The organism is Streptomyces sp. NBC_00090, assembly GCF_045160815.1.
Taxonomy (GTDB): Bacteria; Actinomycetota; Actinomycetes; order Streptomycetales; family Streptomycetaceae; genus Streptomyces.
Genome location: NZ_CP108224.1, coordinates 482522 through 499852 on the forward strand (window position 1 = coordinate 482522; position 17331 = coordinate 499852).

Annotated in this window: 15 protein-coding genes; 10 read left to right on the forward strand and 5 right to left on the reverse strand. The window is 73.6% G+C overall.

Features of this window, described 5'->3' with window-relative positions; translation table 11 throughout:
- Window positions 1-53: 53 nt before the first annotated feature.
- From OG361_RS02235 to OG361_RS02255, 5 genes are all read left to right on the forward strand, one after another.
- Window positions 54-2831 (forward strand): FHA domain-containing protein, encoded by a 2778-nt coding sequence (locus OG361_RS02235; protein ID WP_405851566.1) that lies wholly within the window; start codon window positions 54-56, stop codon window positions 2829-2831.
- 5 nt (window positions 2832-2836) lie between these two features.
- Entirely contained in the window at window positions 2837-3577 is a 741-nt protein-coding gene (locus OG361_RS02240; protein ID WP_405851567.1) for a hypothetical protein, read from the forward strand.
- The gene (locus OG361_RS02245) at window positions 3577-4566 is read left to right on the forward strand and encodes a serine/threonine-protein kinase (RefSeq protein WP_405851568.1); all 990 of its coding nucleotides are present in this window, start codon (window positions 3577-3579) and stop codon (window positions 4564-4566) included. Before OG361_RS02240 ends, OG361_RS02245 begins: the two co-directional genes overlap by 1 nt.
- A 517-nt stretch (window positions 4567-5083) precedes the next feature.
- The gene (locus OG361_RS02250) at window positions 5084-5440 is read left to right on the forward strand and encodes a PadR family transcriptional regulator (RefSeq protein WP_405851569.1); all 357 of its coding nucleotides are present in this window, start codon (window positions 5084-5086) and stop codon (window positions 5438-5440) included.
- Entirely contained in the window at window positions 5437-6039 is a 603-nt protein-coding gene (locus OG361_RS02255; protein ID WP_405851570.1) for an HAAS signaling domain-containing protein, read from the forward strand. The genes OG361_RS02250 and OG361_RS02255 overlap by 4 nt, the downstream gene beginning before the upstream one ends.
- 257 nt (window positions 6040-6296) lie before the next feature.
- On the opposite strand, the gene OG361_RS02260 is transcribed toward OG361_RS02255, so the two are convergent.
- Entirely contained in the window at window positions 6297-7649 is a 1353-nt protein-coding gene (locus OG361_RS02260) for a streptophobe family protein (protein WP_405851571.1), read from the reverse strand.
- A 107-nt stretch (window positions 7650-7756) separates the two neighbouring features.
- Here OG361_RS02260 and OG361_RS02265 point away from each other — a divergent pair, with 107 nt between their 5' ends.
- Window positions 7757-9220, forward strand: coding sequence for a DUF6777 domain-containing protein (locus tag OG361_RS02265; RefSeq protein ID WP_405851572.1), 1464 nt, complete (start codon window positions 7757-7759; stop codon window positions 9218-9220).
- A 165-nt stretch (window positions 9221-9385) separates the two neighbouring features.
- On the opposite strand, the gene OG361_RS02270 is transcribed toward OG361_RS02265, so the two are convergent.
- Window positions 9386-9973, reverse strand: a complete 588-nt coding sequence (locus tag OG361_RS02270) for a universal stress protein (RefSeq protein ID WP_405851573.1) — start codon at window positions 9971-9973, stop codon at window positions 9386-9388.
- Window positions 9970-10221: a hypothetical protein gene (locus tag OG361_RS02275; RefSeq protein ID WP_405851574.1), complete on the reverse strand. Its 252-nt coding sequence runs from the start codon at window positions 10219-10221 to the stop codon at window positions 9970-9972. The genes OG361_RS02270 and OG361_RS02275 overlap by 4 nt, the downstream gene beginning before the upstream one ends.
- Before the next feature lie 101 nt (window positions 10222-10322).
- Between OG361_RS02275 and OG361_RS02280 the strand changes: the two genes are divergently transcribed.
- Together OG361_RS02280 and OG361_RS02285 are read left to right on the forward strand one after the other, a co-directional pair.
- On the forward strand, window positions 10323-11789 hold the full coding sequence (locus OG361_RS02280; protein ID WP_405851575.1) for a PLP-dependent aminotransferase family protein: 1467 nt from the start codon (window positions 10323-10325) through the stop codon (window positions 11787-11789).
- 84 nt (window positions 11790-11873) lie between these two features.
- A complete protein-coding gene (locus OG361_RS02285) occupies window positions 11874-12377 on the forward strand; it encodes an FBP domain-containing protein (RefSeq protein WP_405851576.1) in 504 nt (167 codons plus the stop codon).
- A gap of 65 nt (window positions 12378-12442) precedes the next feature.
- Here OG361_RS02285 and OG361_RS02290 read toward each other — a convergent pair whose 3' ends face one another.
- The gene (locus tag OG361_RS02290; RefSeq protein WP_405851577.1) at window positions 12443-13654 is read right to left on the reverse strand and encodes an acyl-CoA dehydrogenase family protein; all 1212 of its coding nucleotides are present in this window, start codon (window positions 13652-13654) and stop codon (window positions 12443-12445) included.
- A gap of 152 nt (window positions 13655-13806) precedes the next feature.
- Here OG361_RS02290 and OG361_RS02295 point away from each other — a divergent pair, with 152 nt between their 5' ends.
- Both OG361_RS02295 and OG361_RS02300 read left to right on the forward strand, forming a co-directional pair.
- Window positions 13807-14991: a CaiB/BaiF CoA transferase family protein gene (locus tag OG361_RS02295; protein WP_405851579.1), complete on the forward strand. Its 1185-nt coding sequence runs from the start codon at window positions 13807-13809 to the stop codon at window positions 14989-14991.
- A gap of 73 nt (window positions 14992-15064) precedes the next feature.
- A complete protein-coding gene (locus OG361_RS02300) occupies window positions 15065-15736 on the forward strand; it encodes a GntR family transcriptional regulator (RefSeq protein WP_405851580.1) in 672 nt (223 codons plus the stop codon).
- Between the two features lie 24 nt (window positions 15737-15760).
- Here the strand turns inward: OG361_RS02300 and OG361_RS02305 are convergent, their stop codons facing one another.
- Window positions 15761-17263 carry a hypothetical protein gene (locus OG361_RS02305; RefSeq protein ID WP_405851581.1) on the reverse strand — a complete coding sequence of 501 codons (1503 nt, stop codon included), beginning with the start codon at window positions 17261-17263 and terminating at the stop codon, window positions 15761-15763.
- Window positions 17264-17331 lie beyond the last annotated feature (68 nt).

The following is a 17331-nucleotide window of genomic DNA, read 5'->3' on the forward strand; positions in this document are numbered from 1 at the left end:
CTACCGGCGCTCCTTCCCGGGCACGGATCAGCACCGGCGGATAGGATTCACGCATGGGAGAGCGGCCCGTCGCGCCCGCCCTGATCCTCGAGATCGGCGGGGACGCGACCCTCATGAACCCGAGCCGCGTCTATCGCATCGGGCGCGACCCCACCAGCGACATCGTGCTGTCGGACGCCCGGGCGTCCTGGCACCACGCACTACTACGCGCCGTCAACGGCCACTGGGACCTGACGGACGAGGACAGTACGAACGGGACCTTCGCGGACGGCCTGCGGCTGGCGGGATCTCGGCCGGTCGGCCCCGGGACGGTCGTACGCTTCGGGCATCCGACGGACGGCCCGCGCGCGGTGCTCACGGCCGGAACCCCGGCCCGCCCGCCCGCCGCGGAACCCGCGGCGGACGATCCTCCGCGCCCCGGACCGGTGGCCGCCGAGCCTCAAGCGCCCGCGCCTCCGGCCCCCGAACCTCCCGCGCCCGAGCCGCCGCGCCCCGGGCCACTGGCCGCCGAGCCACCGTCGCCCGCGCCTCCGTCACCCGAACCGCCGGCACCCGAGCCACCGCCCTACGCGTCCCCGGCCCCCGAGGCCCCGGCCTCCTGGGCCCCGGCCCCCGAAGCGGCGACACCCCCGCCCGTGCCACCCCCGCCCGCACCGGCGGCACCCGGACCGGCGCCGTACGCACCCGAACCGTCCACATCGGCGCCGTCCACACCCGCGCCGTCCACACCCGAGCCGTCCGCACGCCCCGTCCCCGAGCCGCAGCCCTCCGCCCCGCCCCGCCCCTCCTCCGTCTCGTACCCCGCCGCCACGGGCACGTTCCGGCAGCCGACCTCCGTGCGGCCGCTGCCCGCCCACAGCGTCCGGATCGGCCGTGCCCCCGACAACGACGTCGTCGTATCCGACCTCGTCGTCTCCCGCCGCCACGCAGAGCTGAGGGCCCACCCCGACGGCACCTACTGGATCCACGACCTCGGCAGCCACAACGGCACCTTCCTCAACGGCCGGCCCGTCGTCGACGCGCGCGTGACGGCGGACGACATCGTCGGTATCGGCCGCTGCGCGTTCTGCCTGATCGGCGGGCAGCTCGTCGAGTTCACCGACACCGGTGAGATCTCCCTCGACGTCCAGGAACTGGCGGTCACCGTCGACCACGGGCGCAAGACGCTCCTCGACGAGGTGTCGTTCCCCGTGGGCGAGAAGTGCCTGCTCGCGGTCGTCGGGCCGTCCGGCGCCGGCAAGTCGACGCTCCTGGGGGCCCTGACCGGCCAGCGCCCCGCCGACCGGGGAACCGTGCTCTACGACGGCCGTGACCTCTACCGGGACTACGCCGAGCTGCGCCAGCGCATCGGGCTCGTACCGCAGGACGACATCCTGCACCTCCAGCTCACCGTCCGCCGGGCCCTCGGTTACGCCGCCGAGCTGCGCTTCCCCGAGGACACCGCGCCCGCCGAGCGGCGGGCCCGGGTGGACGAGGTGATCCGCGAGCTCGGCCTCGTCGAGCGGGCGGAACAGCCGATCCACAGCCTCTCCGGTGGCCAGCGCAAGCGGGTCAGCGTCGCCCTGGAACTGCTCACCAAGCCCTCGCTGCTCTTCCTCGACGAGCCGACCTCCGGTCTCGACCCGGGGATGGACCGGTCCGTGATGCACATGCTGCGCGGACTCGCGGACGACGGGCGCACGGTCGTCGTCGTCACCCACAGCGTGCTCAGTCTCGACGTCTGCGACCGGCTCCTCGTCCTCGCCCCGGGCGGCCGCGTCGCCTACTACGGACCGCCCGCCGACAGCCTCGACTTCTTCGGCTACCCGCAGTGGCCGGAGGCCTTCGAGGCCTTCGAGAACGACCGGGACCGCGACTGGGCCGGACAGTACCGGTCCTCCCGCTTCCACCGCCGGTACGTCACGGAGGCGACGGCGCGCCCGTTCCTCCCCGGCGGGGACGGCGGGGACGGCCGGGTCGGCGAGGACGGCGGCGGCGCCGCACGGGCCGTGCGGGAACCGATTCCGCCGCCGAAGGCGCAGAGCTGGGGCTCCCAGCTGCGGACGCTCGTGCGCAGGTACGCCGCAGCGCTCGCCGCCGACCGCACCTTCCTCGCGATCATGATCGCGCTGCCGTTCGTGATGGGCGCGATGGCCCGCGCCCTGTCCGAGGGCGCGCTCAATCCCGAGTCGACCCTGAACGTGCTGCTCATCCTGTGTGTGGGCGGCGTCCTCACCGGCGCGGCGAACGCGGTGCGCGAGCTGGTCAAGGAGCGCACGATCTACCGGCGCGAGAGAGCCGTCGGCCTGTCCCGCTCCGCGTACCTCGCCTCCAAGGTGGTGGTCCTCGGTCTGATCACGGTCGTGCAGGCGGTGGTCCTGACCCTGGTGGCCCTGATCGGCGTGCCGCTGAACGTGCCCGGCGGAAAGGGTGTCCTGCTGCCCCCGCTCGTGGAGATCACGCTCGCCGTCGCGCTCCTCGCCTTCACCGCGATGATGCTCGGTCTGCTCGTGTCGGCGGTGGTCCGCAAGGAGGAGGTGACGATGCCGCTGCTCGTCCTCCTCGCCATCGTGCAGGTGGTGTTCTGCGGAGCGCTGCTCACCGTGCGCGGTACGCCCGGCCTGGAGCAGCTGGCCTGGCTGGTGCCGTCGCGCTGGGCGTTCGCCGCGATGGGCGCGACGATCGACATCGGTGCGGTCGCGCCGAGCGAGAAGACCGACGATCCGCTGATGCACCACACGCTGGAGGCCTGGCTGTTCGACATGGGCATGCTGGTCGTGATCTGTCTCGCCCTCGGTGTCGTCGTGGCGCGGCTGCTGCGCCGCCACGAGCCGGTCGTGATGCGGAGGTAGGGCCCGTGAGCGTCCCCGTACCCGACTACGTGCCGGACTTCCGGCCCACCCACGTCGTGCCGCGCGACGGACTCTCCGCCTGGGAGACCCCGGATCCGGGGCTTCCGACGGCCTCGCTCGACGCGTTCCTGCCGGTACGGCTGATGGAGCGGGCCGGCGACTGGGGGCGCGTGCTGTGCTCCAACGGCTGGTCGGCGTGGGTCGACGCGCGGCTCCTCGTCACCGTGCCGGACGATCCGCCGGCGGCGGGCCGGTCGCTCACCAGGACGGCCGATCCGCGGCCCCTGATCGCCCGCGCAGAGGACGCGCTCGGCCGCTACCGGCGGGCGGCCGAGGAGCTGGGCGCGGGTCGCCTGGACGGCGAGGCCTTCCGGCTGCGGACCCGCGGCCTGCGGGTGGGCATGGTCGTCGACGGCGAGTCCGTGTGGCTGTACGACGCGGAGCACGAGCGCTGGGTGTTCTGCGACGGCCTCGGTCTGAGCACGTACGCCGCCGCCGCGGCCCCGTCGCCGGCTGCCGACGCCCCCGACTCGGCGCCCGCCGCGGGCGACCGGGTGGGAGCGGGGTCCGAGGAGTCGCCGTCCGCCGGGGCGTCCGGGGACACGGCGGTGGCCGAGCCCGCTGTCGCCGAGCCCGTCGCGTACGAGCCGACCCAGGTGGTGCCCCGGGTGGACCCCGCGGTGGCGGCCGGGCCACCGCCGACGCAGGTCGTGGAACGGCCGCCCGACCCGGCGGGTGAGGACTGATGGCCGGCACCGCGCCCCGGGACGAGGACCTCCCGGCGGGCCGTCCCTCGGGACTGCTCGGCAAGGAGATCGCGGGCTACCGCGTGGAGGGCGAGATCGGGCGCGGCGGGATGGCCGTCGTCTACCGGGCCCGCGACCTGCGTCTGGACCGGACGGTGGCCCTGAAGCTCCTCGCCCCCGAACTGGCCCGCAACGACACCTTCCGCAAGCGCTTCGCGCACGAGTCCCGGGTCGCCGCGTCGATCGACCACCCCCACATCGTGCCGGTCTTCGACGCGGGCGAGACGGAGGGCGTGCTGTACATCGCGATGCGGTACGTGGCGGGGCAGGACCTGGCGGCCCTGCTCGACCGCGAGGGGCCGCTGCCGCCCGTGAAGGCGGGGCGGATCGCCGTACAGGTGGCCTCCGCCCTGGACGCGGCGCACGCGCACGACCTGGTCCACCGGGACGTGAAGCCCGGCAACATCCTGGTCGCCGAGGGCACCGACCGCGACCACCCGGAGCACGTGTACCTCACCGACTTCGGGCTGACGAAGAAGTCGCTCTCGCTCACCGGGTTCACGACGGTGGGCGAGTTCGTCGGCACGCTGGACTACGTGGCGCCCGAGCAGATCTCGGGGAAGCCGGTGGACGGCCGGTGCGACGTCTACGGCCTGGCGTGCGTGGTGTACGAGACCCTGGCGGGCGCGCCACCCTTCCGCCGCGACACGGACTGGGCGGTGCTGTGGGCGCAGCAGTACGATCCGCCGCCCCCGCTGTCCGAGGTCCGTCCGGGACTTCCGGAGGCGGCGGACGCGGTGTTCGCGAAGGCGCTCGCGAAGACGCCCGAGGAGCGGTACGGGACGTGCCTGGAGTTCGTCGCGGAGCTACGGGCCACGCTGGCGGACCCGGGCACCATCGGCGACCCGGTGGTCACACCGGGCCCCCGGCCGCTCGGCCCGCCACCGGACCCGCCCGCGTGGGCGCGGCCGGTCTTCCGGGAGCTCTAGCCGGCGGGATGAAGGGTCAGCCGACCGGACCGGCGTCCGCATCGGCCACGACACGATCACCTGGAGAGCGACGTGGCCCCCGAACCCGGGACGGCCTCCCGCCCGCGCTCCGCAAGCGCCTCGCCACCCAGCTCGCCGCACCGGACAGGCCCAAACCGTGGCCGGCGCTTCCCCCCGGGCGTACGCGTCCAGACGCCCCACGCCGACGGCCGAGCCGTCTTCGTAAAGGGAAGATCGCACGCGACCGGGATCCCGACCCCGCCCTCAGCACCCCGACGCACACCCGGACCTCGCCTGCCCTGGGTCCTCAGCCGGCTGCTCGGCGTCAACATCAATACCGCAGCCCCCTGGTCCCAGGAAGCTGGAAACACTCGCCCCGGCTACCCGGCAGAGGTTGCCCGCAGCACTCCGCAAGGACGAACAGCCGAGTGGCCAGAAGCCGTTCGGAGCTTGGTGGCCTGGCAGAAGAGGCGGCGAGGCTAGCGGGATTGGGTGCCCACCAGGTACCTTGCTGCACATGGTACTGCCGGGTGGGTCACGTTCAGGAGTGAGTCAACTCCGTCGGGGGATCCTGCAGTTCTGCGTATTGGCGCTTCTGCGTGACGGGGAGAAGTACGCCTTTGATCTAGTGCGGGAATTGTGCGATGCCCACGGACTGGTGACCAGTGAAGGCACTATCTATCCGCTCCTCTCACGCCTTCGGAAAGAGGGATGGGTCAACACGGTGTGGAGGGAGTCCGACTCAGGCCCTCCCCGCCGCTACTACACGCTGACCGCGACGGGGCGAGGAGCGCTGGATGAGTTCGCAGCCGAGTGGGGAACTTTCAGAACCACTGTCGACAACCTCCTGAGCAGTGAAGGGAGCCACGAGTGACTTCGACTCGAGATCAGCTCATAGACGAGTACCTACGCCGCTTCGACAACGCGTCTGTATTCCTTCCCGCCGACCGACGCGTGGAGCTCAGGCAGGAAATTGTCGAACACATAGAAGCCGGCCTGGAAGAAGCGGACGCCCGGCATGCCGAAGTAGTCCGGACCGTCCTGGAGCGACTTGGGCCTCCCGCAGACATCGTGGCAGCCGAGGTGAGCGGCCCGAGATCCACCGGCTCTACACCAGTACTCAACCCCATCGCTCCCCATGCGGCACAAAAGTGCGAGGCGGACAGCCAGGAACAGCTTCGGCAGGACGGCGTCTCTGGTCCTCATGTCTCCTCGTCACCTTCGCGACGAAGGAAGATGTTCCTGATCGGGCTCGTGACGACAGTGCTCGCCATCGGCGCACTGACAGTAGGCGTCAACACATCCAGCAGCGATCCAGAGCAGCCGCCCGTGCACGAGACACCGGTTAGCACCTACACCGAAGACGAAGGACCCAGCAGCACGCCACCGAGCGAGGAGCCGACGACTGCCGACGACGGGTCCACCACACCGCCCTCCGAACCCCCTTACGAACCCACAGCCTCGCCGTCCTGACGATCATGCTCCGGCGGCAGGCCTGAACGCGTTCCCCCCGGCCCGAGGCTTGGAACGTGGACCCCGCCGCATGACGGCCGTGGGTCATGGCGGAACGTGCACAGGCGCTGCCGCACGGGCGCGGTCCGCTGGGCCACTCGTTGACGGATGTAATGCAGGACGCCCCACGGCCCGTACTCGGCGGGTACGTCCCGCCACGGAACACCCGTCCCGACCATACGCCGCCGATCAGCTGCCGTCGGGGCCGGACGGGCAACCTAGGCGGCGGGCGGCTGCGGCTGCCGCTGTTCGACCTCGCCCTTGCGGTGGACCCGGGAGGCGAGCAGGCCGCCGAGGAAGCCGAGGACCAGGCCCCAGAGCAGGGCGAACCCGACGATCTTCCAGACGTGCGGGCGCAGCAGCACCTCTCCGCCGAGCGATTCGAGGTCGCCGATGCCGAGGATCGAGAGGCCGAAGCGGGCCTCGACCAGGGTGACGGGGGCGGCGACCAGCATGGTCAGCGCGAAGGCGACCCCCACGTGCAGGGAGTGCTGCCAGAGCCGGATCCGGGCCGGGGAGCGGACGGCCGCCAGGAAGGCCGCCGCGAGGACCAGGACGGCGGCGACGGGAAGCAGCCACCAGGCCCGGCCGTCCTGCGCGGCGAGCGAGGACAGGTCGACCGTGGACAGCTCCGTACCGTCACCGCCGCCGTCGCGGAGGACGGCGTCGAGGACCTGGGGCATGGGGAGGCCGAACGGGCCCTCGACCTTGCCCTCCCAGGACCCGCCGATGCCCACGCCCAGCGCGAGCCAGGCCACGTTGGGCAGCCCGAGCAGGAGGACGGCGAGGGTCTCCGCGACGTGTCCCCTGGTCGCCGCGACGACGATCCCGATGACCAGGCCCACGGCCACGTACGCGAGGAGCAGCAGGAGCATCGCGTGGGCGGCGGGCCGGACGGGCTCGTGGAAGCGGACGAGCCGGGCCGGCAGCGGGGTCTTGCGGGAGACCAGGAGGGCGATGGCGAGCACGCCGAGGATCCACAGGAGTCCGTAGAAGAGGGTGGGGCCGACGTCGGTACGGAAGCCGACGGTGGGGTTCGTGGCGTCGAGGAGCTCCCCGAAGATGTCGCCGAGGGAGTCCTCGGAGGTGTCCGAGGTGTCTCCGCCGATCGTGATCGGGAAGTCGTGCCGGGCGAGGGCGGAGAGGCCCGCGAGGGCGACCAGCCAGAGGACGACGGTGCTCGCGGCGCGGAGCAGGAGTTCGCGGGAGCCGGCCACCGCGTGATGGCGCAGGGGACGCAGGAAGCAATAGCCGGTGACGAGTGCGCCCACCAGGGTGACGGTGAGGGGCATCGCGGTCAGTTCGGCCTGGGTTCCGGCGAGGGCTCCGGCGTCGCCGGAGAGGTCGATCTTGCCGCCCGCGGCCATGACGACGACCGCGGCGAGTACGGCGGTGAAGCCGCCGGGCAGATCGGCCGCGCCGGCCGCCCAGAGGCCGAGCCCGGCGAAGACGCCCATCGCCACGTACCCGGCGAACACCGTTGCCAGGGCCTGGACGCCGATGCGCAGGAAGAGCCCGGTCGGGGTCGCGGGGCTCGCGGAGGTGGAGAGCCGACTGCTCACCCTGACCACGCTAGTACCGGTCGAGGCCGCCCGCTTGTGGACCGGGGATTCCGGGTGATCGTCCGGTCGCGGGCGGTGGTCCTCCGCTTGCGGGCGGGGGCTGTTCCGCGCACACAATGGGCGCGGAACGGAAGAAAGGGAAAAATGTGACTTCCCACCCGCCGTCCGGCCCCCCGTCGGTTCCCCCGTCAGGCCCGCCCTCCGGCCCCCTCTCGGGGCCGAGCACCCGTCCCGGGTCCGCCGCGCCCCCACCACCTCCCGGACCACCCTCCGGCGGCGGCCCGGGGGGCGGCGGTTCCGGCGGCGGCGCGGGCGGAGGCGGCTCCTCCGGCGGAGGCCCGGCCGGCGGAGGCCCAGCCGGCGGCGGTCCTCCGGGCGCGGGGAACGGCGACTCCGACAAGGGCGGCGGCCCGTGGTGGCGCTCCGTCCCGAAGGTCGCGTCGGCCACCGCCATCCTGGTGGCGGCCGCCGCCCTGGCCGTCGTCCTCACCAACCAGCCCGACGACAAGGGCGGCACGACGGGATCGGGCGGCGGCGAGGTCTTCCTCCAGAACGCCTCCGCGTCCGGACCCGCCCCCTTCACCCAGTCGACGGCCCGCACCGGCGACGGCTCCGCCTCGCCGGCCTCGATCCCGCCCCGTACCACCTCGGCCGAGGCGGGCACGCCCCGGGTGTCGGGCTCGGCGCCCGGCCTCTACGGCGGGACGCAGTCGGTCGCGAGCTGCGACGTCGAGCAGCAGGTGCGCTTCCTCGCCGCCGAGCCCGCCAAGAACGCGGCCTTCGCCTCGGTCCTGGGCATCGAGGCGAACGAGGTTCCGGGCTATCTCCGCTCCCTGACCCCGCTTCAGCTCCGGGTCGACACCCGGGTGACCAACCACGGCTTCCAGGACGGCTCCGCCACCACGTACCAGGCGGTCCTCCAGAGCGGGACCGCGGTCATGGTCGACGGCCGGGGAGTGCCCCGGGTGCGCTGCGCGTGCGGCAATCCGCTGACCGAACCGGTCGCGCAGAAGGAGCCGCGGACGAGCGGCACACCGTGGCAGGGGTACAACTCCTCCCAGGTCGTCGTCGTGGCGCCGTCGGTGACGGTCGTGAACGTCTTCGTGGTGTACGACCCCGAGAACGACAGCTGGTTCGCCCGGCAGCACGGCGACACCGGCCAGCACGACAAGCCCACCCCGCCGCCCCCGCCGCCCTCGCCGTCGAAGTCGCCCTCGGTGTCGCCGTCCACCTCGGTCTCCACCTCCCCGTCGGTCTCGCCGTTGTCGCCGGTGCCCTGTGTGACCGTGACGGGCACGGAGACCCCGACCCCGAGCAACGGGATCACCCCGTCGCCGTGCCCGTCGACGCTGTCCCCCTCCGCGTCGACGTCCTCACCGACATCGCCGTCCGACTCGACGAGCCCGTCCGACACCACGCCGTCGACCGAGTCGCCACCGCCGGCCGAGTCGCCACCGCCGGCCGAGTCGTCGGGTCCGGCGTCCGGGCCGGCCACGGACGGGTCCGCGGATCTGACGACGAGCCAGTCGGCGGACGAGTCGGTCTCGACGGTGTCCCCGCAGTCCCAGCCCCTGTCGTAGTCCCTGCCTCGGTCCCTGTGCCCCTGCCGTAGTCCCTGTCTCAGTCCCTGTCGAACTCGCCGTCGGTGTCGGGGACGGCCGGCGGCTCGGCCTCGGGCTCCGTGTCGGCGTCCGGCCGCCCGGGGACCGCGCCGTTCGCCCGACGCTTCCCCGAATTCCCCGTCCTCAAGGCCGCCCCGGCGAAGGGCCGATCTCTTCCCCGCGTACCTCCGTCCCGGCTCCGTCCGGTACGGAGGTACGCGCGTTCCGGCGCAGGACCCGTGCCTCCCCCGGACGCAGCACCGGACCCGGCACGGTCACCACGGGGCGGGCCGCGCGCTCCTGGAGCGCCCGCAGGACCGGCCGGCGGCGCAGCCGCGCGAGACGACTCCGGCGCGACGCGGCACCGACGACGAGGACGTCGCCCGGGCGGTCCGCCGCCGCGCGGAGGGCAGCAGCCGGGGCGTCCCTGACGATCCGGCGCTCGACCTCGATGCCCTCGGGGGCGGCCCCGAGGGCATCGGCGAAGGCACCCCGCAGACGGCTCCGGGCGTCCCGGCCCCACAGCCGCGCCCACTCCCGGTCGGGCGTCCGGGCGTACAGCGCCTCCCCTTCCGGCGGCGCCCAGGCCAGCACCGCGAGCAGCGGCACGGACTCCCGCCGGGCGAGGGCGGTCGCGTACCGCAGGGCGGCGAGCGAGGCGAGCGAGCCGCTCACCCCGACGACGACCCGCCCGACGGCCTGCTCGGGGACCGGTGGGTACGTCCCGGTCACGCCGTGGCGCGCGGCATGGAGGCCGCCGTCGCCGGGGCGGGCGTCGCGGGAGCGGGCGTCGCCGTGTCACGCCTCGCGGTGTCGCGCCCCGCCGTCTCGCGCCCCGCCGTCTCGCGCCACGCCGAGCCGGTCCCGATCGCCGCGCGCAGGCCACGGAGCCAGGCTCCGATCGGCAGGGGCCGGGCCGCGCGCTCCTCGGCGCGCAGCTGCCACATCCGCTCGTCGCGGTCGGTGAAGTGTCCGGACATCGGTCGTCTCCTCTCCCGTGGGGAACATGGCCACCAGGCCACTGCGAAGGAGTCTGTAGTCTTATTGGCCTGGGCAGCAGAGCCAATAAGGAGTGATTGGCATGGCAGTGGCACGTGTGGTCCACACAGCGGACCGGACCCTGACGGGCCGCCAACTCGCGTCGCTCCTCACCCCTCCCCCCGAGGGCAGGTTCGGCTACCGCGAGCTCGCGCGGGCCGTCCGCGAGGCCCTGCTCGACGGGCGGGTCGCGCTCCGCCTCCGGCTGCCGGCCGAACGCGAGCTCGCGACGGTGCTCGCGGTCAGCCGGACGACCGTGACCGGGGCCTACGACCTGCTGCGCGAGAGCGGTTACGCGCACAGCCGCCGGGGCGCGGGCACCTGGACCGCGCTTCCGGACGGCCAGGCGCCGATCGCCCTCGGTGCCTTCCAGGACGACGGGGGGTCGACCATCGACCTCGCCCTGGCCGCGCCCCAGGCTCCGGAGGAGCTCGCCGCCGCGCTGGCGTCGGCCGCCGCCGAGCTCCCCCGCTACGCCGGCTCGCAGGGCTACCACCCGTACGGGCTGCCCGCGCTGCGCGCGGCGATCGCCGAGCGGTACACGGCCCGGGGCCTGCCGACCATGCCCGAGCAGATCCTCGTCACCACGGGGGCGCAGCAGGCGCTGTCGCTCGTCCTCGCGCTGCTCGGCCGGGCCGGCGACCGGGTGCTGGCCGAGAACCCCTCGTACACGAACGCCCTCGACGCGATGCGCGGGCGCATGCTCCGCATCACGCCCGTGCCGGTGACCGAGACCGGCTGGGACACCGGGCTCGTCGACGCCGCGCTCCGGCAGACAGCGCCACGCCTGGCCTATCTGATCCCCGACTTCCACAATCCGACCGGGCACCTCATGCCGCAGGAGCAGCGCAGGGAGCTCGCGCGGGCCGCGCGCGCCACCGGGACCTGGCTGGTGGCGGACGAGACGCTCACGGACATCGCCCTCGACGTGCCCGCCCCGCTGCCCTTCGCCGCGGCGGCCGGCGGGGGCGACGGCGAGCAGATCGTCTCCGTCGGCTCGCTCAGCAAGAGCTGCTGGGGCGGGCTGCGGGTCGGCTGGGTCCGGGCCGCGTCCCGGATGGTGAACGAGCTGGCCCGGGTGCGGATCACCGCCGACCTGTCCGGTTCCGTCCTGGACCAGCTGGTCGCGGTCGCCCTGCTGGAGCGGCTCGACACCGTCCTGCCGCTGCGCGTCGAGGAGTTGCGGCGGCGACGGGACGCGCTGACCGCCGCGCTGGCCCGGCACGTGCCGGAGTGGCGCTGGACGGTGCCGCCGGGCGGCATGTGCCTGTGGATCGACCTGGGCCGCCCGGTCGCCTCCGCCCTCTCGGCCCGCGCCCTGCGGCACGGGGTGCGGGTGGAGGGCGGCGCGCGCTTCGGCGTGGACCCGGGCACGCACGAGCACCGGCTGCGGATCCCGTACACGCTGCCGGAGGACGTGTACGAGCCGGCGGCCGAGCGGCTCGCGGCGGCCCTCGAAGGGGCTCCGGGGCGGTACGCCGACCCGGCCCTGCCGGACTGGGTGGCCTGAGACCCGTCGGCGGCCCCTATGCGCGGCCCCTGTGCGGCCCTTATTCGGATGCCCGCCCACGGTGGTCCGTGTACGGTCCACCGAGTGGAACCACTGACTGACAAACAGATCCGCTCGTCCTTCGTGAACTGCACCAAGGGTGAGGCGGCGCGCCTCAAGCTGCCGCTCGACTTCGCCGAACTCCCCTGGGACGACCTGGACTTCCTCGGCTGGGTCGACCCGGGCGCGCCGCTGCGCGCGCACCTGGTCGTCCCGCGCGAGGACGGGCCGCTCGGCGTGACCCTGCGGGTCCCGGCCACCGGCCGGACCAGCGCCGTGAAGTCGAGCATGTGCCAGGTCTGCCTTACCGGACACGCCTCTTCGGGCGTCACGCTCCTCGTGGCACCGCTCGCCGGGAGCCGCGGCCGCGAGGGGAACACGGTCGGGATCTACCTCTGCGCCGACCTGGCCTGCTCCCTCTACATCCGGGGCAAGCGGCAGCCGAAGCTGCGCGGCCGACGCCACGAGGAGTCCCTCAGCGTCGACGAGCAGATCGCCCGGACGACGGCGAACCTCGACGCCTTCGTCGGCCGGGTGACGGCGGGCTGACCGGCCTCCGGTCGGTCAGCCCGCCCCCGTCAAGGGATCAGAAGGGATCAGAAGGGATTGCTGGGTCAGCGGAAGGCCTGCTCGCCGGTGAGCGCCTTGCCGATGACCAGGGAGTGGACCTCGCTCGTGCCCTCGTAGGTGAGCACCGACTCCAGGTTGTTGGCGTGGCGCAGCACCGGGTACTCCAGGGTGATGCCGTTGGCACCCAGGATCGTGCGGCACTCGCGGGCGATCGCGATCGACTCCCGGACGTTGTTCAGCTTGCCCACGCTGATCTGCTCGGCGGTGATCTCGCCCGCGTCCTTGAGGCGGCCGAGGTGAAGGGCGAGCAGCATGCCCTTGCCGAGCTCGACGGACATGTCGGCGAGCTTCTGCTGGGTCAGCTGGTAGGAGGCGAGGGAGCGGGCGAAGACGGTCCGGTCGCGGGCGTAGGAGATGGCCGTCTCCAGGCAGTCGCGGGCGGCGCCGAGGGCTCCGAAGACGATGCCGAAGCGGGCCTCGTTGAGGCAGCCGAGCGGGCCGGAGAGGCCGCGGGCGCCGGGCAGCATCGCGTCGGCCGGGAGGCGCACGTCCTCCAGGACCAGTTCGCTGGTGACGCTCGCGCGGAGCGACAGCTTCATCTTGATCTCCGGGGCGCTGAAGCCGGGAGTGCCCGCCGGGACGAGGAAGCCGCGGACGCCCTCCTCCGTGCGGGCCCAGACGACGGCGACGTCGGCCACGGAGCCGTTGGTGATCCACATCTTGGTGCCGTTGAGCACCCAGTCCGAGCCGTCGCGCTTGGCGTTGGTCCGCATCGCCCCGGGGTCGGAGCCCGCGTCGGGCTCGGTGAGACCGAAGCAGCCGATGTACTCGCCCGCCGCCATCTTCGGCAGCCAGCGCTGCTTCTGCTCCTCGGAGCCGTGCTGCCAGATCGCGTACATGGCGAGGGAGCCCTGGACGGAGACGAGGGAGCGCAGCCCGGAGTCGACGGCCTCCAGCTCCAGACAGGCGAGGCCGTACGCGACGGAGTTGGTGCCGGCGCAGCCGTAGCCCTCCAGGTGCATGCCGAGAACGCCGATGCCGCCGAGGGTGCGGGCGAGCTCGCGGGCCGGGATCTCGCCCTTCTCGAACCAGCCGGCGACGTGCGGGCGCAGCTCGCGGTCGGCGACGGTCCGCACGGTCCGGCGGATCTCGCGCTCCTCGTCGGTGAGCAGTCCGTCGATGGCGAGGAGGTCGAAGGGGTGGACGGGGGCGGAACTCGATGACTGCGACGACTTCGAGGACTGCGACGACTTCACGGACGGCCTCCCGGCGGCTGGCGACTGTGGCAACTCGGCGAGCCGAAGCGTAGCGCCAGATCGGATATTGGATCCAGTATTGAAAATCCGATGTTCGCGCCATACGGTCCGACTGGATCCGATTGCCGGCATCGCCAGCGAGGGAGAGCGGAATGCGCGCAGATCAGCCGGGCACGACGGGCGCGGCGGAGGGCGGGGCACTGTCCGGGATCGTCGTCGCCGACTTCGGCCGGGTGCTCGCGGGGCCGTACATGACGATGCTCCTCGCCGACCTGGGCGCGGACGTCATCAAGATCGAGCGGCCCGGCTCCGGCGACGACACGCGTGCGTGGGGACCGCCGTTCGCCGGTGGCGAGGCCACCTACTTCCTCGGGGTGAACCGGAACAAGCGCTCCGTCTCCCTCGATCTCGCGGACCCCGCGGACCTGGCGGCGGCGCGCGCGATCGTCGACCGCGCGGACGTCCTGGTGGAGAACTTCCGCCCCGGCACGATGGAGAAGCTGGGCCTGGGCTACGAGGACGTGCGCGCGGGCAACCCCGGGCTCGTGTACTGCTCGGTGACCGGCTTCGGCGCCGCCGAAGGGGCCCGGCTGCCCGGCTACGACCTGCTCGTCCAGGCCATGGGCGGCCTGATGAGCGTGACGGGCGAACCGGACGGACCGGGGACGAAGGCGGGTGTCGCGCTCGTCGACGTCATCACCGGCCTGCACGCGGGGCTCGGGATCCTCGCCGCCCTCCGGCACCGCGAGCGCACCGGCGAGGGCCAGCGCGTCGAGGTCTCCCTGCTGACCTCCCTGCTCTCGGCGCTCACCAACCAGTCCGCCGCGCATCTCGGGGCCGGCGTCGTCCCCCGCGCGATGGGCAACAGGCACCCGAGCATCGCGCCGTACGAGGTCTTCGAGGCCGAGGACCGGCCGCTGGTCCTGGCGGTCGGCAACGACCGGCAGTTCCGCGCCCTGTGCGAGCGGCTCGACCGGCCCGGACTCGCCGAGGACCCGCGCTTCGCGACCAACACGGCCCGGGTCGCCCACCGGGACGAGCTGGTCGCGGCGCTGGCCGGGCCGCTCGCCGCGCGGACGGCCGACAGCTGGTTCGAGGAGCTCACCGCCGCCGGGGTGCCCTGCGGGCCCATCAACGACCTGGCCGCCGCCTTCGACCTCGCCGACCGGCTGGGCCTCTCCCCGCGGGTCCCGGAGTCCGCGGCCGGCCCGGGCCAGGTCGTCAACCCGATCCGGCTCGGCGCCACCCCGCCCTCGTACCGCAGCGCTCCCCCGCGCCTGGGCGAGCACACCGCCGGGCTGCTCGCCGCGCTGGGACGGCCCGCGCGCACGCCCTGATCCATAGGAAGATGGTCGTCACCGGCGGCGGGAGCGGCCGGTGGGCCACATGAGGAACGGAAGGTCACAGGCGATGAGCAGCGCGGTGCAGAAGCGGCGGCCGCAGACCGCCCAGCAGTTCGTCCTGGAGGAACTGCGGCGCGCCATCACCAGTGGGGAGCTCAAGCCCGGCGACCAGATCCGTCAGGACGCGCTCGCGGCGCGGCTCGACGTGAGCCGGGTGCCGCTGCGGGAGGCGCTCCAGTCCCTGGAGGCCGAGGGGCTGGTCGTCCACCACATACACCGGGGGTACTTCGTCGCGGAGCTGTCGCTCGCCGATCTGGAGGAGATCTACCGGATCCGGGAGCTCCTGGAGACGGAGGCGGTGCGGATGGCCGTGGGACGCATGCCGGACGGCACGCTCGCCGCGCTCGAACGGATCCAGCGCGAGGTGGAGCGGGCGGCCGAGGACGGTGACGTACCGCGGATGGCCGCGGCCAACAGGCGCTTCCACTTCACCCTGATCGAGGCGTCCGGGATGCCGCGCCTCGTCCGCCTCATCGCGACCCTGTGGGACTCCACCGACGCGTACCGCTCGCTGTACTACACGGAGACCCGGCACCGCGAGCAGGCCGTGCACGAGCACCGCGCCGTGCTCTCCGCCCTGCTGCACGGCGACGAGGACGCCGCCGTGCGGTGGCTCGACGAGCACCGCGCGCACGCGGTGGCGGCCCTGCGCGAGGTCCTGGACCTGGAGCGGGACTGAGCCCTCCGGCGGTTGGGCCGCGGGTCAGCCGGTGGCGGCCACGGCCCTGCCGCGGCGGACGACGCCTGCCAGGACGAGGAGCGCCGACACCGCGGCCAGGGCCCAGGGGGCGCCGCCGGCCGCGTACAGCGGGTCGGTGAACATGCTCGCGGCGGCGAGCCCCAGGAACACACCCGCGACCCACAGCCCGGTTCCGACGGGCATCGGGCCCGCCGTCCGCCAGTTCCTGCGCGGGATCCAGAGCCGCAGCAGCTCCGCGGCGACGGCCAGGGCGACGAGTCGGGCCGCCACGCGCAACCAGAGCGGGGTGTCCCCGGTCTCTCCCGCGCCCAGCACCGTCGTCAGCGCGAAGAAAGCGACCGGTACGAGCCAGCCGAGGCCCGCCCGGACTCCGGAAGCGTACGGGACGTCGGTGAGGCCGGTGGAGCCAGTGGGACCGGTGGGACCAGCGGCGCGGGCGACGCCCGACGGATCCGTCGGGCCGGTCAGGTCCGTCGGGTCGGTCACGCCGGTCGGCTCCGTCGGGTCCGGCAGGTCCGTAGGGTTCGTCCCCTTCGCCCGGATCCCCGGGGCGCGGGGCGCGGGAATCGCCGCGGGCGCGGCCGGTACGGGGCGCAGGGCCCGGGAGCGCGCCCGGCGGTCCCGCAGCCCCAGATCGCCGTACCGGTCGACATGGGCGGCCAGTTCGGCCCGTAGCGCGAGCAGCCGCTCCCCCATCGCGTCGAACTCGGCCCTTCGCCGATCGGCCTCCTCCTGCGCCGCGCGCTCGGCGGCGGTGAGCGCCACCAGCTTCTCCGCGAGGATCTGTTCGACCTCGGCGCGCGCGGCCTCCGCGGTCCGGGGGAGCTCGGCGAGTTCTCCCTGGATACGGACCCGCTCGTTCTCGATGATCTCCTCGATGCGGTGCCGCTCGTCCGGCGGGAGCTCGTGCGGGGCGCGCGCCTCCGCCCGGGCGACGGCGGCCCTCCGCCACTCCATCAGCGGTCGGCCGCGGTGCTCGCCGATACCGTTGATGTGGACCTTCCGGCCCTGCGTACGGTGGATGTAGAGCACCTCGCCGCCGCGGCCGTTGGGGGACTTGCCCCAGCTGACGCGCCGGAAGTCGGCGGCCGTCGTGATCCCCTGCGCGGCGAGGTCGCGGACCAGTCCGCTGCCGATGCCGTTCACCTGGCTCGCGGTCAGGCGCGTGCCGCGCAGCGACCGTTCGATCGACTCGCGCCGCAGGACGGCGAGCGCCTGCCGCTCCCGGCCGGCGCGCTTCCCGTCCAGGCCGGTCAGCTTGCCCGTGAGCGAGCGTTCGTTCCTGACCCGCTTCTCGTGGATGCGGTGCAGGGCCTTGCCCCGCCGGGCCGCGGCACGGTCACGTTCCGCGGCCTCCCGGTCGAGCCGTCGCCGATCGGCGAGTTCGAAGGGCCGCCGTGCCGCGAGCAGTCGGCGATGGGCGTGGACCGACTCGACGATCCGTCGGCGCTCGGCGCGTATCTCGGCCTGCTGCGGGGCCTGGAGGGAGGTGGTGCTGTCGATCACAGGTGCGCTCTTCGGGGGATGGAGAGAAGGGGGTCTCATTATCGCCAAACGTAGGGCCAGCGACAGAG

Excerpts from the sequence above, each read along its gene's own strand:
- OG361_RS02235 (WP_405851566.1), top strand. The coding sequence starts at position 54 with ATGGGAGAGCGGCCCGTCGCGCCCGCCCTGATCCTCGAGATCGGCGGG.
- OG361_RS02245 (WP_405851568.1), top strand. The coding sequence starts at position 3,577 with ATGGCCGGCACCGCGCCCCGGGACGAGGACCTCCCGGCGGGCCGTCCC.
- OG361_RS02250 (WP_405851569.1), top strand. The coding sequence starts at position 5,084 with ATGGTACTGCCGGGTGGGTCACGTTCAGGAGTGAGTCAACTCCGTCGG.
- OG361_RS02265 (WP_405851572.1), top strand. The coding sequence starts at position 7,757 with ATGGGCGCGGAACGGAAGAAAGGGAAAAATGTGACTTCCCACCCGCCG.
- OG361_RS02275 (WP_405851574.1), bottom strand. The coding sequence starts at position 10,221 with ATGTCCGGACACTTCACCGACCGCGACGAGCGGATGTGGCAGCTGCGC.
- OG361_RS02280 (WP_405851575.1), top strand. The coding sequence starts at position 10,323 with ATGGCAGTGGCACGTGTGGTCCACACAGCGGACCGGACCCTGACGGGC.
- OG361_RS02295 (WP_405851579.1), top strand. The coding sequence starts at position 13,807 with ATGCGCGCAGATCAGCCGGGCACGACGGGCGCGGCGGAGGGCGGGGCA.
- OG361_RS02300 (WP_405851580.1), top strand. The coding sequence starts at position 15,065 with ATGAGCAGCGCGGTGCAGAAGCGGCGGCCGCAGACCGCCCAGCAGTTC.